The sequence below is a fragment of the Streptomyces sp. NBC_00390 genome, from assembly GCF_036057275.1.
Lineage (GTDB): Bacteria > Actinomycetota > Actinomycetes > Streptomycetales > Streptomycetaceae > Streptomyces.
Window position 1 is genome coordinate 54,500 of record NZ_CP107945.1, and the last position, 14,490, is coordinate 68,989.

Here is a 14,490-nt window from a genome sequence, read left to right on the forward strand (position 1 = left end):
CTTCTCTCCTAGTTTCGTACCGTCAGCATGCGGACGGCCGTGATCGTCTCCACCGGTCGCGCCGAGGCGCACGCCTCGCGGCCATGGTGGACCAGGCCCACCGCTGCCTCACGGCTGAGTAACACCCCGCAGTCGAACCCGTCCGCCCCGTGGAACGACGGCAGCGGCACCACCGCGGCCCTCTCGGAGGCGACGAAGAAGCGTTCCAGCGCCACATCGCGCTCCACGAGCCCGATGTGGAGAGTCTTGACGCCGTTGCAGCGGGCGGACGGGTCGCGCAGCTCCAGCAGCCGCTCCAGGTGGTCGACGAGCGCCTGGTGCCGCGGCGGGCCGTACAGCACCCGGTAGTGGACCAGGTCCGGCCGCTGGGCCACGGCCGTTTCAATCGCCGCTAGATACGCCTTCTCCCGGCTCCGGCTGCCGGTGACAACCAGCTGCTCACGCGCCTGCGCCACCACGTCGTTCATCGCCTCGACAAGGTCCGTCCAGCGGGTGAGCACCTTGACCACCACCGCAGTGCCAGAGGTCTCCAGCACACTGGTGGCCGCCCCGTCCTGGTGCGCGAACAACACCTCCGGCCGCTCCCGGTACAGCTGGCACAGCCCAGCCCGGTTCCGCTTGCCCGTACGTCGTCGCGCGGACTCCCACGCGCTCATCAGGCTCGCGTCCGTCGCACCCCCGGTGATCACGTTCAAGGCATCGGCTGCCTCCTCCAGCGTCATGTTCCGCGCCAGCCTGGCCCGCTTGAGCGTCGAATCCCCACCACTGCCCGCGACCACGGACACCCCCCTTCCACCATCCACCGGCATGGGCACCCAAGTCTTCCCTGCACGGCGGCAGTTCGCTCAGCAGACCGCCCACGACGTGCCCCCCTACAGTCCCGCCCTCTGCTGTGCCACCCCGATCGTGTTCTGAGACCATCGACCGCATGGGTAAGCACCGCCGTCCCGGACCGCCGAATCAGCCGTCCCGCGCGGTCCCGCGCCTTGACGAAGGCGACCCGCTCGCGCCTTACGAAAGACGTCGCCGTCCACCGATGGACATTTACCGACGTCACCGCCCGCTCCACGGCGGCGGTGGCCACCTCCGCCCGACCGAGCCGCGAGTCCTGGAGGAATGGGACGGCTTCGCCTACACCCCCGCCGGAACAGCACCCGACCTCACAGCAGCGCAGACGTGGGTCAACGAGCCCATCACCAGCGCGTGAAGCGGACGGTCGCGCGACAGCTTGTCCACGCGAGCTCTGCTGCCGTCTCCGCGGGTCACGTGCCCGACGGCCGCGCCCCGCCCTGGTGATCTATGACCTCGACCGCCCGGGCGCCTGCTCATGCAGGGCAGTGGCCGCGAGACAGACCGCGTCTTTCCTCCGGCGCCGAATGGCCCTCGAGCATCCGAGCTGCTGAGTGCTGGGCCCCATACCGGTCGGCGCCACAGTCCACGCCAGCGATATCTCCGTACCGACGGCGTGCAGCACGGCCACGAGCAAGGCAGCCGTGCCGACGACGGTGAGGTGACGCCGTAATCTGCTCGCGGCTGAGGCCGGCTGGAATTCGGGGGTGGGGGCACTTGACGCAGGACAGCAGGGCGGGCAACGGCGACGCAGCATCACCGGATCACTACACGCACGACATCCCTGCTGACCGTCAAGCCGTACAGGGCTCGTTTCGGCTGGCTGTTGGCGGCGCCCACATCGGACTGGCCGTGACGATCACCGCTCTGGTCGTCATCGCCAGTCTGTGGAGCCTGCACCGAGCCCTGATCGTCTCGGGATGTTTCGCCGCCTGGTTCGTCCTCGCGCTGGCAGTCGTTCACCTCCGCGGTGGACGCGGCTGGATTGCCGTCGGGCGGGCCTACGTCGCCACGTTCGGCTGGGGCGACTACATCACCCCCTGACGCGGCTGGGCACAGGTTCTGGTTGGCGACGTACACCTCATTGGCGCTTTCGTTCTCGTCGAACACGTCCGCGCTGCGCCCCTCGAGCGGCTGGTCACATGACCTGCGCAATGTCCGCTACTGAGACCGCGTCCCACGACACGAGGCACTGGGCCCGTGTCGTGAGACGCAGCCCGCCGCCGGTTACGGGGTGAACCGCTTCGGCCCGCGGAAGAGGAACATGGCCTCGCGGATGGAGTCCAGACCGAGCATCACCATCAGCACCCGCCCCAGCCCCATGCCCTGACCGAACCGTTCAGCCGACCAAGGTTGGCGCGTTTCATCAGCATCGCCATCCGTCGGTCATGCAATCGGGATCCGTCAAGTAGTGCTCGACCTCCTCAACCAGGCGTTGCGTCCGCGCTGATGGGCTTCTTGATCCATCAGGGCGCCTCGGCGGCTGTCGCGGCAGACATCGCCGGATGCACACGGTCACCTATCGCGCTCCGATCCGGACGATCGGAGAGTGGAAGAGGACCTGGTCGCATATGTCCCGGGACCGCAAGGGCGGTCTATCGATGGGGGTGAGGGTGCCACCACAGCTCTTCGGTCAGGGTCTCCCACGGGACGCGCATGTGCTGGTGCTCGGATCCGTAGACGACCACGGCACGCGTGCTGGCGAGGAACGTCTCCAGGTCGCTCGGAAGCATGGACAGCACAGCTCTGCCCTCGGGCGAGCTGAGGCTGATGTGCACGCGGTCAGGCCCCTCGCGCCCGGGGACGGCCGGTTGCCTGCGGACCCTGACGTCGCCCGTGCCGGAAGTGTGGCGCAGGCCTTCGATGAGAAGTTCTCTGGCGAAGACCCATTCGACCTGGGTTCCCACGCGTTCCCCGAAGACGACGCGCACTGCGTACGGGTCGTTTGAGCGGTAGGTGAAGGTGGCGGGAACCGGCTGGGGGCGGGGGCGGCCGTCCATGAGGAGTTGCAGGTGCGTCTTTGCCCGGACGGTCGTCACTCCGTGGTCGCTCTCCACGGTGCAGGCCAGGGAGGCCCGTTGCCCCTCGGGGATGGGCGGCGTGACCAGCGTGGTGTCCGGGCCGGCGCGCCTGCCGGTGTCCGCGAACTCGATTCCGCCCGTGGCGGGAGCAGGGACGGGCTGCGGGTCGGCCAGGCCATGTCTGGGCAGCAGGTGCCAGAGGGCATGCGCTCCCCTGGTAACGACCAGGAGCCTGCGGCGCGGCATGCCGAGAGTGGGCAGTACGCCGGAGGTGTACATGGTGTTCTGCGGCAGGAGGGGAGGGCACGACGGGGGGAGGCACAGGGCGGGCCCGGCCGGGGTCGGCCCGGCGAGATCGGGGTGGGCGGCTTGGATGAGCTCGTCGTGGAGTCTGCGGGCCCACGCGGACTCCGGCGTCGTCCATCCGAGGAGGAGATCGGGCCAGGGCAGGAGTCCGTGCAGTGGCGTGTACGGCTGCAGCCGGTTCTCCCATCTAGCCGCCCCGGGCTGCAGGCCGTCGAGAATCAGCCTCAGGGCCTGTCTGCGGGCGCACCGGTGGCACCGCTGTCGGCGGCTGTGCAGTGGCTGCTGCCAGGAGTCGAGAGGGCCGCAGAGCATGGGGAGGTCCAGCGGGCGCCAGTGGGCAAAGATCTGCCTGGCGGTCTGCTCGAACCGTGCCGGCGTCGGACGCCGGGCACCGGGGCCGACGGGGTAGGCGAGGGTGAGGGGTGTCCAGGTGTCCGTCCCCGACAGGCACTCCCCCAGGCCGGGCAGGTCCCACCACAGGACCGCCGGTTGATAGCCGGGCGGGTGCTGAAGGGCTGCGCTTGCGGCGGCCTGTGGCCACGTCTTGGTCAGCGCTCTCCCGCCGGTTCCGGCGGCTGTCGGCCGGCGGCGCGCCCGCGGAAAGAGCAACCCTGTCACGGCCGATGCCACAGCCTCGGACAGGACCGCAGTCCCCCCGATCAGGTAGTCGGAGGGCATGAGGCGCTCGAGCCATGCCTCTGGAGGCCGGAGCCCGAGGTTTTCGTGGATACGGTCGTGGGCGCTGTCGTCGGGTGCGCGTCCGCCGGAGAAGAGGCGGTTGATGAGTGTCGTTTTCCCTGCGCTCATCGCCCCCACCATCCCGATGAGCACCACAGGGTCAGCGGGATCTGCCGTGGCGGGTTCGGTCACCTGGCAGCGTGCAGTCCTGGCGGCGAGGTGCGGCTCGGTCTCCGCCTCAGGGGTGGGGTCGAGACGGGCGTCGAGGAGGTCACGGATGCCTCTGGGCGTGTGGGCGCGGACGGCGCGGACCCTGGGCGCTCCGAGACTGGAGGCGGCCAGCAGGGCGTCGAAGTCGTCACTGTCGCTGGGCACGGGGTTGAAGTCCATGGCTCCACCTGTCGGCTCAGTCATCGCGTTGCCCCCTTGCCGGGTTCCTGCCACCGCTCTGCAGTGGTGCGGAGCTTGACGCGTACCCGGCTCAAGCGACGTTCCAGGGCCTTTTCGGTCAGTCCCGCCAAGGTGGCGGCCTCGCTCTGGCTGCATCCCACAGCGCGCCAGGCGACACCGATGCGAAGCTTCGGGTCGGTCAGCAGCGGCAGGATGCGGTTGAGTTCGTCGTGGACGGCGGCTGCATGGTAGGGGTCGGCGGCCCGCTGGTCGGGGATGCTGGCCAGCGGATCGGCTTCGTCGGGTCCGAGGGGTACTACCCTCATAGCTTGGCGTGTCATGCGCTCCCGGCTCCAGCGGATATATACCGGGCGGAAGGCGCGTACGCAGGCGCCGACGTAGTAGGTCGTGAGTGTCGCGCCGCCCTGTGGGGCCCATCTGCCGTTCTCGAGGGCGTGGGTGCGGAACAGTTCAAGGCCCGCCAGGACGGTTTCGGTGGCGACCTCGCTGCGGTCGTCCCGGTCCCAGTCGTGGACGATCGCACTGGCCGGCACCGGCCGGTGGATCATGCTGGTCTGCCGGAAGATCTCCCCGGTGCTGTTCCAGCCGATCATGATCGGCCAGCCGTACTCCATCAGCTGCCCGGCGAACTTGCGGTAGCGGGGGCCGGTGAATCCGTCGGCGCGCAGGACCTCCACGACGCGGGCGTCACCGGCCAGCCGTGCTGCGCGGGCCTCGGCTGCCTCCGGCCCCACGCCCCCGGCCAACAGGTCCTCGATGCGGGCCAGTTCCTGCCCCTGTGGCGGCAGCAGCAGTCCGTCACCGCAGTCGGCGCCGGTGTCCGAGGACGGCCCCGAGCGCTCCGGAGCGGGGCGCCCTGGGGCGCCAGCTGTGATCTCACTCGACACACCGGCTCCTTCGCGCAGTAGCGGACCCTCGTCGGGTGCGTGGCGTTGGCTCACGACCTTCTGATAGGTCCGGTGCGCGGATCTCCCCCCGGCCTTTTGCCAAGAATCTTCACCAGCCCGGCGTGAGAGTCCTCACGCGGGGGCAGCGGCGCCGGATGCGGCTACAGCAACAACATCCGGACGCGGCCCCGAGCCGTGTCGCCCTGCCAGCAACGGGAGTTGCCGTGAATGGTCCCCTCCTGGGCCAGCGTGCCGCCGTCATCTTCCTCCTCGGCATCCTCGCCGCCCTCGCCGCCGGCGGTCTCACCGCCGCCAAAGGCGGCACCCTCGCCGACGCCACCCTCATCGGCGGCGCCGCCTTCGCCGCTGCCGTCACCTTCTTCCACACCATCATCGAATGACCCGCCCACGCCTCGGGCCGAGTCAGCACCATCACGGCCGACCACAGAGTGCGAGCCGGGCCGCAGGCAGCGGCCCGGCTCGCGCCGTATATGACGACTTCGGGGGCCGGCTCGGCGCGACAGCGCCGAGCAATCGGCACAGTATGGAAGAGGTGGGATCTTCGGCCGCGTGACGGCGGGAGTGAGGAACCACAAAGATGCGCACACCTTCTGCACGGAGCCCGTGCGTGCCTGATCATGGCTCGGGAGCACCATGAGTGGCGATGAAGAGCGGCTGCTGGCTGGCCGGTATCTCCTCGTCGAGCAGCTCGGCCGCGGCGGGATGGGCACCGTGTGGCGGGCGCAGGATCAGGTGCTCAGCCGTGAGGTGGCGGTGAAAGAGCTGACGGTCAGCGGCCTGCCGCACGAAGAGCTGGCGGTGCTGCATACCCGCATGGAGCAGGAGGCACGGGCCGCGGCGAGGGTCAAGCACCCAGGGGTCGTCACCGTATTCGATGTGCTGGAAGAGGACGGTCGACCGTGGATCGTGATGGAGCTGATCGACGGACAGTCGCTCGCCGACGTCATTGCCACAGAGGGGACACTACTGCCGCGAGACGCGGCCCGACTCGGAGGGCAGTTGCTGTCGGCGCTGGACCGTGCGCATCAGCTGGGGGTTCTACACCGGGACGTCAAGCCCGCCAACGTGCTGCTTGAGCGCGGCGGCCGGGTGGTACTCACCGATTTCGGCATCGCCGTCATGGAGGGCTCCAAAGGCCTGACCCGCACCGGCGACGTCGTCGGGTCGCCGGACTACCTCGCCCCGGAGCGCGCCATGGGCCACCGGCCGGGCCCGGAATCCGACCTGTGGTCGCTCGGCGTGACGCTGTACGCCGCGGTGGAGGGGCAGTCCCCGTTCCGCCGCACCACGACGATGAGTACCTTGCAGGCCGTAGTCGCCGAGGAGCTTCCGGAACCCCGACACGCGGGCCCGCTCGCTCCTGTCATCGAAGCGCTGCTTCGCAAGGATCCAAACGAGCGGCCCAGTGCTGAGCATGCCCAGCGGATGCTGAGCGATGTGGCGGCCGGGGTGCCGGTGAGCGCACCGGCGTCCGGGGCAGCGGAACATCCGCCCACGCAGGTGGTGCCGGCGACGGAACGCACCGACAAGGAGCGTTCCGCCCGGGAACCGACCCGGACGACACCGCCCACGCCGGTGCCGTCACACGGGTCGGACGACCGAGCCGAGCCCGGCCCAGCGGCATACGACGAGCGTCCGGGCGGCGGGGGCGACGGTAGGCGGAGGCGACACACGTCACTGCTGATCGCCGGGGCCGCACTCGCGGTGGCACTGGTGGGTGGCGGCAGTGCCGCCGTAGTGATGACCAACGACTCCCAGGAATCTCCGCAGCGCGCGCCCGTCACCGCGCAGAGCGTCGTCACCTCGCACAGCACCGTCACCCGGACAGCTACACAACACAGTCCCAGCGAGACGACGAGGACGACCGAGACTCCGGCACCGGTGCAAACCAGCCCCGAACCGACATCAAACCCACCGACCACCTCCCTAATGGAAACGGCCTCGCCCGAGGCATCGCCCGATGCCGAGATGACCAAGGTGTGGATAACCACTTTCAAAGACGGTCCCATCCGTAGAAGTCCCTCCCGGAACTCCGAGCGAATCGGAACCCTCAATGCCGGCCGTCACTACGTCTTTTGCCGAACTCAGGGGGCGACGGTCACCGAGAATGGTGTCTACAACTCATGGTGGCTGTGGACAGAATTGAATGAAGGTGGCAAGAGAGGCTGGGTGTCCGCTTACTACATCAAAGGGAATGACCGAGCCGAGGCGGAAGATGGCACCGACATCCCCGATTGCAAAGACGTGGTTCCTGGTGGTGCCCCTACGGGCAACTGAACCACCGATCCCAGGTGAGACTGGATTTGTGGAGGAGACGACTATGCGACCTTCGCGGGTTTCGTAGGGGTCACCCGCCACCCCGGGGGGCCGACAGGCCTCTGAGCGCGCCTCCGGGCTGGGCCCCGTCAGGGACCCGGTCCCCGCCTGTCGTCTGGCCGTTTTGCCTTGTCATGAGGTGGCAGGCCTGGGTTGGTGCGCACGGCGTATCCGGCTGGTGTCGGCGATGAGCCGTTCCGGGTGGGTCCGCGTGGTGAGGGCCGCTGTGGCCAACCTGCTGTGCCGTGATGTGGTGTTGACCGCCGAGTCGGCCCGGCACCTGGCCTCACCCAAGAGGTCGAAGAAGCCGTGGACGGTCTTCTTCGAGCGTCCCTTTCCAGTCCTCCTCCTCGGGGACCCACGAGCGCGGTCATCGCGAAGAAGGGGGACTCGAGCGCGCCGCGGTCGCCGGTCTCGTCGACGTAGACGCGCAGCTTGGGGAGGGCGCCGAGTTCGGCGGCCGTGAGCGGGGCACTCATCGGCGCCGCACGTGGGTAAGCGCGCGGGTGTGTGTACGGCCTCACGCTGCTCTGCCTGGCGCAGCTGCTCGGCGAGATCGAGTGCCCGGTGCGCCAGAGCGCTGTCCACCAGCTCGCGGCGAGAGACCGCCCCCTGGCGTGCCGCCTCCCAGGGGACGCGTACTTCGGCCAGGCGCCGTTTCTGCAGTGCGGCGTTGTCCGTGGTGACATCCACAACGGCCTCGATGAATTCCCACGTCAGGCCGTTGCCCGCAAGGCGCGCATAGGTTGCTGTGCGTCGCGGCGGGTCAGCGTTGCCGAAGTGCTCCGGGGTAAACCGATCGATCAAAGTCGGCACGGTGCAGCCAGCTTGGTCGAGGCGTCATCGTCGCAGCCGACGTCCAGAGGCAGTGATGCGCCCCTGCGTGCACCGCAGAAGAGCCGGATCCTTCCCGGGCGGTCAACCCCGACTCGGTGGTCTTAGGCTGCTGCCTGGCCGCGAGTTAGAGGTCCTAACAAAGGCGTTGGACGTGTCGGTGGGTGATGAGGCAGGTGGCAAGGCCGAGGAAGGCTTCGTGGATGTCCCAACGGATGCGGAGGCGGCGGAAGCCGTGCAGCCAGGCGATGGTTCGCTCGACGACCCATCGGCGAATGCCGAGGCCGGATCTATGCGGGACACCACGGCGGGCGATCACCGGTTTGATGCCCTGCGCCCGGACCAGTCGTCGGTACTTGTCTTGGTCGTAGCCTCGATCCCCGAAGAGGATGTCGGGGCGCCGTCGCGGTCGTCCGACCAGGCCCGGGACGGACGGAATCTTCTCGAGCAGAGGCATCAGCTGGGTGATGTCGTTGCGGTTTCCGCCGGTCAGCAACACCGCGAGCGGGATGCCCTGCCCGTCGACGAGGACGTGGTGCTTGCTGCCCGGCCGGGCGCGGTCGACCGGGCTGGGCCCGCTTTTGGGCCCCGTCGAGCGGCCCGGACGTGGCTGGAGTCGATCACCGCCCGGGACCAGTCCAGTTGCCTGGCCGCCCGCAACTTCGTCAGCAGCACGGCATGGAGCCGGTCCCACACGCCGGCGTCGTTCCACGCCGCAAGGCGCCGCCAGCACGTCATCCCCGACCCGAAGCCCAGCTCCTGTGGCAGGTACTCCCACTGGATGCCGGTGTGCAGCACAAACAGGATCCCGCACAGCGCCTGCCGGTCAGGCACCCTCGGCCGCCCGGCGACCAGCTTCGGCCCCGGCTCTGGAAGCAACGGCTCTATCAGCGCCCATAGTTCATCCGAGACGATCCACGGACGTGACTTCCTCTTCCCCACGACCGGACCAACGAGCATCCAAGCCGACAGTCACACCGAAATCGGCTTCTGTTAGGACCTCTAACAGCTGACGGCTCGGTGGGCCTGGTCCGAGGGTGCGGCGCTGGGTGAACCGCGGGCGCCAGCGCAGCCAGCAACGGCTGCGGACCTCCGTGACCTGGAGCTATGAAGGAGAGGGAGACGACTTCGCGGGCCAGCTCGGCGCGACAGCGCCGAGCAAGACCTGCGGGGCTCTGGCTAGCCGGTCCAATCGGGGTTCAGCCACGCCAGCTGTGGTAAGCCGCTGCCACCATCGCGATCCACGTTGTCAGCGTTGGCGTCCACAGGCGTACTGCCCTGCTCCAGCGGCGGCGGTGCGGTGGCCGCTTGTTCCGGGTTGTGGGCTGACGCCGTTCCTCACCCATTACGCTTCCTCCCCATGCATGCGCCCGGGGGCGTGTTCCCCGGGCGGATCACCCGCCATCCGGCAGCCTTTGACGGTGCGGCCGGATGGTCTCTTCCGGGAAACAGTGCGCCTGCCGTACTTCCGTCGTCATGACATGGGAGTTCCGGGTGGCTGAGAGTCAGAGTTCTATGCCCAGGCCGGCGGCACGTGCCTTGGCGACGAGGTCCTTGCGATCGACTGCCTCGAGTTTCACTTTGGCTTCGGATAGGTAGGTGGCGACTCTGCCTTCGCCGATGCCCAGCTTGCGGGCGATGACGCGGTTGGGTGGTTCTTCTGCGGTTGCGGCGAGGTTGAGGACGTCACGCTCGCGGGGTGTGAGCTGTGGGAGGGCCGATCGGCGTTGTGCGGTGTAGGCGGTGTCGAACAGGTGACGCATGCGTTCGTTGCCCCAGTTGAAGACTGATGCGCCGCTGGCGACGACGAGGACCAGCATGGCCAGCTGGTCCTCCCGCTTGTCTGCTTTCCGTAGATATCCGGTCGCGCCGACGCGCATCGCGGCCGCGACGAGCGGGTCTGTGTCATAGCTGGAGTGCACGAGTACTCGGGTCTGGGGGCGCATGCGGACGATTTCTTTCGTCGCAGTGATGCCTGCCCGGTCAACGATGGGTCCGCCGTCCTTCTCGGGCATCCGCAGGTCCATGATGACGACGTCGGGGTGGTATTCCGCTGTGCGTTGTACTGCCTCTCGGCTGGTGGAGGCATCTGCGACCACACAGATGCGGGGGTCGGCGTCCAAGAGCATGCGCAGGGCAAAGCGCGCGAATGGCTCGTCGTCTGCGACCAGGACGCGTACGCGTGGGTCCGCGACTGCGTGGGTTCGTTGATTCACGGCTGGCTCCTTGGAGTTCGGCGGCCCTCGGTGGTGTCGATGCCCGGAAGAGTGCGTGGCAGGTGGGCGACGACTTCGGTCCCGTTTTCGGGGCGGTTGCGGATCTGGAAGGTGCCGCCGATTTCTGCGGCGCGCTCGCGCATGGAGCCGGTGCCGACTCCGAGACGTAGGGGCGTGGGGAGGCCGCGGCCGTCGTCGGTGACTTCGGCCGTTAGTGCGTCTTCTTCAATGTGCAGTCGGAGTTCGCAGCGTGATGCCTGGGCATGTCGCAGTACGTTGGTCATGGCCTCGACCACGATCCAGTAGGCGGCTTCTTCCACCGCAGCGGGGAGTTCGGGCAGTTCTTCGGGGAGGTCGGCTGTTACGGGCAGGGGGAACCGCTCGATCTGGGTGTGGATGGCTTCCAGCAGACCGATTCCATCCAGGGATGAGCGCAGTCCCCGCGAAATGCCGCGGACGGTCTCGACGCCTTGGTGGGCGCGGGTGATCCCGGCATCCAGCAACTCGTCTGCTTTCTCCGGGTCGGTGCGCAGCCATTTGCGTGCAGCCTGCAGGCCCCATACGACCTCGCTGAGCGCCGAGTTGACTCCGTCGTGCAGTTCCCGGCCCAGGCGGCGACGTTCCTGAGCGCGGGTGGCGATGAGTTGCTGCCTCGAGCGCAGAAGTGCCAGTGTCAGCTGGACCCCGGCGGCTGCCTGTGCGATATGCCGGGCGGCATCCTTCAGCAGCCGCAGATCGGCTGCCGAGAACTGCTCTTCAGCAGAGCGGGCGCCCACAAGCAGGGAACCGACTTCCACGCCCTGGTGAATAAGTGGCAGTCGCAGCGGATCAGGTACGTCTTCACCCTGTAGGGCTGTGGGCAGAGTCGGTCTGTCCGTGTCGCTGTGCAGGTGGATTGCCACGTAGGGAAGGCGTAGTGCTGCGGCCAGTGTTTCCGCGGCCTTCGGCAGGATCTGCTCGGGTGCGGTGGTTTCCTCCATTTGCCTGCCCAGGGCGGCAAGTGCCGCGTAGGGGTCGTCCCTCAGTCCGTAGATGAGGCGGGTGATGAGGCGTTGCAGGCTGCGGTGCAGCGGCTGAAGAGCTACGGCCACCAGGCCCGTCGCCAGCAGCGATGCTGTCCCGCGCATGGAGCCTTGGATGAAGAGGCCGAGGATGCTGACTGTTCCGGCGTACAGGCCGATCGCGCTTGCGGTGAGCGCGGTGTAGAGCAGCGACCGGCTCAGCAGCCGGTCGATGTCGAAGAGGCGGTGCCTCACGATCGCGATCATCACGCCGATGCTGAAGATCACTGTCGCCAGTCCCGTGGCGATGCTTGCTACCGGGCCGTGCCAGGTGAGGGTTGCGCCGATCAAGGCCACGGCCGCCCACAGGGACAGGGCGACCCACTTCAGCTGCTCACGCACCGGCCGTTGGCTGGTCCGGAATCGGTAGATCAGTGAAGCTGCCGACAGCAGGAAGGGGACCAGGGTAAGCGGAATTGTCGCCGGCCCCGTGAGATTGCGCATGAACGACAGCGCCGGCACGCCGATCGGGTTGTCGATCGAGGGGAAGTACCCGTCGCTTGGGGGACCGGGCATGAAGGCTGCCATCAGAAAGGTGACGGCCGCGCAGACGCCGACGTACCACGCCGCAGCCCGCCACTTCGCCGAAGGCAGACGGCCGTTGGGAAAGAGAAGGAGGAGGAAGAAGATCGGAAAGCTGACCAGGACAAATGTCCAGGTCGACATCCATACCACCAAGAGACTGCCGGGCAGGCCGTGTTGGAGAGCATAGACGCCGTATGCGCGCGCCAAATTGTCCACGGCCATGCCGCAACCGGTCGCCAGAAGAAGCCACCCGACAGGATTGTGGGACCGGCGGACGGCTACGACTGCGCCTGGTGTCGCGAAGGCGGCAATCACCACCGGGTCGCTGATGGCCAAGACCCACGGGTGCCACTCCGGCCGCTGGGCCGACCGGGTCAACAGCACGAGAACGAGTGTCAGGGCAGCGCTCACGGCGAGGATCACCGAAACGCCGGAGGCGAGTCGGGACAAGCGTGCCGCGCCGTTCTGTGGGCCAGCCACTGTGACTTTGACGTCGGGCTGCTCAGTCATGGGTTCCCCCTGCATCTACGGTGTCTTGCTCAGTCACCTTGGGAGAATCCCGATACCGGCTGGAAGGGAGACGCATCCCGGGTGCCCGGTATGTCGGTCCCAGGCACCCGGATGCCGACTCAGGCCTGGGCTTTTAGGGGACTTCCACAAGGCGTCAGGATTGATGCAGACATGCACGAGTACGGGTGCGCTTTGGCTGGCAACGGTCCAGGCCGCGGAGCGTTCGCGGGTCCGCGCCGCGCACCGGCCGAACTCGTCAACGACCCTCGCGCTGGAAGCAGCAATCGCCGTGAGCACACTGGTCGGTTCCCCCGGCTGTCGCCGGCCGCCAGCCTCGCGACATCTGCTGATTGCAGATGTGTGACATTGCGCGAGTGACTCCGTCACAGCAGGCGAGTGCGGATGAAGTCCTGCAAGTCGCCGGTGTCCAGTCGTTTCTCGAGTTCGGCGATGTTTGCTGCTGTGGGGCCGGTGATGTTGAGGTAGCCGGGGTCGTCGGACGCGCGCTGGGCCGGCAGCTGCGGGAGGGCGAGCGCGGAGATGCTGTGGGATGTGAGGGCGAGGTGCTCGCCCATGGCTGCCTTGGAGCTGGTGGGCAGCTGCATGGGCTGGTCTTTCAGGAAGCGCCAGACGTCTTGCTGGACGTCGGGGAGGTTGGGGAGGCTGCCGTGCTCGCCGTTGATGTAGCGCGTTTCTGCGGTCCAGGGCAGGCGTGCTGAGGCGAGCGGGACGCGGCCGTCTCCGTCGCGGTCGGCGTGGTGGGGGATGCGGGTGGTGATGCGGTCCATGTGCTGCCACAGGAACCCCATGCGCTTGTTGTAGGCGAGTCGGAAGAGAGTCTTGAAGCCGGTGCCGGCGATGACCGCCATACGGTCGCGCAGTGCTTGGTCGAGTGACTGGTGCCAGGTGTGGAGGTCGCGGTGCTGGCGAGCGGCTGCGTCCAGTACGGAATGCAGGTGCAGTTCCTGTGCGGGGGCGAGGTTGAGCCGCCAGGCGCCGGCGTCGTAGAAGTCGAAGTTGCCGCAGGGGTGGTCGTAGGGGGTTTGTGTGCTGGGTTCGTTGGAGCTTGCGGGGTAGATGCCAGCCGGGGCCGGCAGCAGGCTGATGACGCCGTGCAGGGTGCGGAACGTCTCGCGTGAGAGATAGCGGCCAAGGAGGGCCAGTAGTTCGAAGCCCCACAGGTGGTTCTTCAGGTAGCCGCCGATGGCGGGTGATCCGTAGTGCGGTGTGCCGAGGAACACGATCTTGCCGATGTGCTGCCACAGGTCGGGGTGGCGCATGAGGGCCGTGCGGACGACGAGGCCGCCCATGCTGTGGGCGACGACGTTGATGGGGCTTCGCGGGTGGGCTGTGGCGCGGCAGTCCAGCACGGTCTGACGGAAGTGGTCGGCGCTGGTGTGGAGGGGTTTGCGCCAGTCGTAGGGGAAGGCGAGTGGCTGGGTGTCCGGTCGTCGTGCTGCGGGGAAGAGGAAGCCTTCGTAGAGGGAGTCGACGGTGACGGGGCTGACTTTGAAGGAGGGGTGGGCGTCGCTGAGGCCGTCGGCGGACAGGGCCAGGCTGTCGATGCGGTTGCGGGACTTGATGTCGAGCCACCAGATTCCGCCCAGGCCGGTGCTGGCGAGGATGCTGCCCATGACGCCGGGGACGAAGATGAGGTTGGTGGCCTCTGTGTCTCCCAGGTGGTGCTGTGGTGAGGGGCCGGCCAGTTCTACGAGTTCGGTGTAGGCGCGGGCGCCGAGCAGGCTGCGCAGGGCGGTGGCGGCCTGGGGGTCGCGTACCAGGGTCATTCTGGTGTGTGTGTCGCCGGTGAGGTAGCGGCTGGTGATGTCGTCGGGGTGGTGCTGTGGTGTCACGC

Annotated in this window: 10 protein-coding genes and 1 pseudogene; 4 read left to right on the plus strand and 7 right to left on the minus strand. The window is 68.0% G+C overall.

Annotated features, from left to right (window positions below):
* Nucleotides 1-8: 8 nt before the first annotated feature.
* Entirely contained in the window at nucleotides 9-785 is a 777-nt protein-coding gene (locus tag OHS70_RS00220; RefSeq protein WP_328392333.1) for a helix-turn-helix domain-containing protein, read from the minus strand.
* 251 nt (nucleotides 786-1,036) lie between these two features.
* On the opposite strand from OHS70_RS00220, the gene OHS70_RS00225 reads away from it, so the two are divergent.
* Together OHS70_RS00225 and OHS70_RS00230 are read left to right on the plus strand one after the other, a co-directional pair.
* Nucleotides 1,037-1,207 carry a DUF6087 family protein gene (locus tag OHS70_RS00225; RefSeq protein WP_328392335.1) on the plus strand — a complete coding sequence of 57 codons (171 nt, stop codon included), beginning with the start codon at nucleotides 1,037-1,039 and terminating at the stop codon, nucleotides 1,205-1,207.
* Nucleotides 1,208-1,566: 359 nt separating this feature from the next.
* Nucleotides 1,567-1,893 carry a hypothetical protein gene (locus tag OHS70_RS00230; RefSeq protein ID WP_328392337.1) on the plus strand — a complete coding sequence of 109 codons (327 nt, stop codon included), beginning with the start codon at nucleotides 1,567-1,569 and terminating at the stop codon, nucleotides 1,891-1,893.
* A 551-nt stretch (nucleotides 1,894-2,444) separates the two neighbouring features.
* Here OHS70_RS00230 and OHS70_RS00235 read toward each other — a convergent pair.
* Together OHS70_RS00235 and OHS70_RS00240 are read right to left on the minus strand one after the other, a co-directional pair.
* Nucleotides 2,445-4,268, minus strand: coding sequence for an SsgA family sporulation/cell division regulator (locus tag OHS70_RS00235; RefSeq protein ID WP_328392339.1), 1,824 nt, complete (start codon nucleotides 4,266-4,268; stop codon nucleotides 2,445-2,447).
* On the minus strand, nucleotides 4,265-5,152 hold the full coding sequence (locus tag OHS70_RS00240) for a hypothetical protein (protein WP_328392341.1): 888 nt from the start codon (nucleotides 5,150-5,152) through the stop codon (nucleotides 4,265-4,267). The genes OHS70_RS00235 and OHS70_RS00240 overlap by 4 nt, the downstream gene beginning before the upstream one ends.
* A gap of 224 nt (nucleotides 5,153-5,376) precedes the next feature.
* On the opposite strand from OHS70_RS00240, the gene OHS70_RS00245 reads away from it, so the two are divergent.
* Together OHS70_RS00245 and OHS70_RS00250 are read left to right on the plus strand one after the other, a co-directional pair.
* The gene (locus OHS70_RS00245; RefSeq protein ID WP_328392343.1) at nucleotides 5,377-5,553 is read left to right on the plus strand and encodes a hypothetical protein; all 177 of its coding nucleotides are present in this window, start codon (nucleotides 5,377-5,379) and stop codon (nucleotides 5,551-5,553) included.
* A gap of 253 nt (nucleotides 5,554-5,806) precedes the next feature.
* Nucleotides 5,807-7,450 (plus strand): serine/threonine-protein kinase, encoded by a 1,644-nt coding sequence (locus OHS70_RS00250; protein WP_328392345.1) that lies wholly within the window; start codon nucleotides 5,807-5,809, stop codon nucleotides 7,448-7,450.
* Nucleotides 7,451-8,549: 1,099 nt separating this feature from the next.
* On the opposite strand, the pseudogene OHS70_RS00255 reads toward OHS70_RS00250, so the two are convergent.
* The 4 genes and pseudogenes from OHS70_RS00255 to OHS70_RS00270 all read right to left on the minus strand — a co-directional run.
* A pseudogene (locus OHS70_RS00255) lies at nucleotides 8,550-9,283 on the minus strand (IS5 family transposase); the annotation flags it as partial.
* A gap of 545 nt (nucleotides 9,284-9,828) precedes the next feature.
* Nucleotides 9,829-10,539, minus strand: a complete 711-nt coding sequence (locus tag OHS70_RS00260; protein WP_328392355.1) for a response regulator transcription factor — start codon at nucleotides 10,537-10,539, stop codon at nucleotides 9,829-9,831.
* Entirely contained in the window at nucleotides 10,536-12,635 is a 2,100-nt protein-coding gene (locus tag OHS70_RS00265) for a sensor histidine kinase (RefSeq protein ID WP_328392357.1), read from the minus strand. Before OHS70_RS00265 ends, OHS70_RS00260 begins: the two co-directional genes overlap by 4 nt.
* Before the next feature lie 383 nt (nucleotides 12,636-13,018).
* Nucleotides 13,019-14,488, minus strand: coding sequence for a lipase family alpha/beta hydrolase (locus OHS70_RS00270; RefSeq protein ID WP_328392359.1), 1,470 nt, complete (start codon nucleotides 14,486-14,488; stop codon nucleotides 13,019-13,021).
* Between the last annotated feature and the right edge of the window lie 2 nt (nucleotides 14,489-14,490).

What these genes read in the sequence shown, in the direction of transcription:
- OHS70_RS00235 (WP_328392339.1), bottom strand. Translation starts at nt 4,268, where the DNA reads ATGACTGAGCCGACAGGTGGAGCCATGGACTTCAACCCCGTGCCCAGC.
- OHS70_RS00250 (WP_328392345.1), top strand. Translation starts at nt 5,807, where the DNA reads ATGAGTGGCGATGAAGAGCGGCTGCTGGCTGGCCGGTATCTCCTCGTC.
- OHS70_RS00225 (WP_328392335.1), top strand. Translation starts at nt 1,037, where the DNA reads ATGGACATTTACCGACGTCACCGCCCGCTCCACGGCGGCGGTGGCCAC.
- OHS70_RS00265 (WP_328392357.1), bottom strand. Translation starts at nt 12,635, where the DNA reads ATGACTGAGCAGCCCGACGTCAAAGTCACAGTGGCTGGCCCACAGAAC.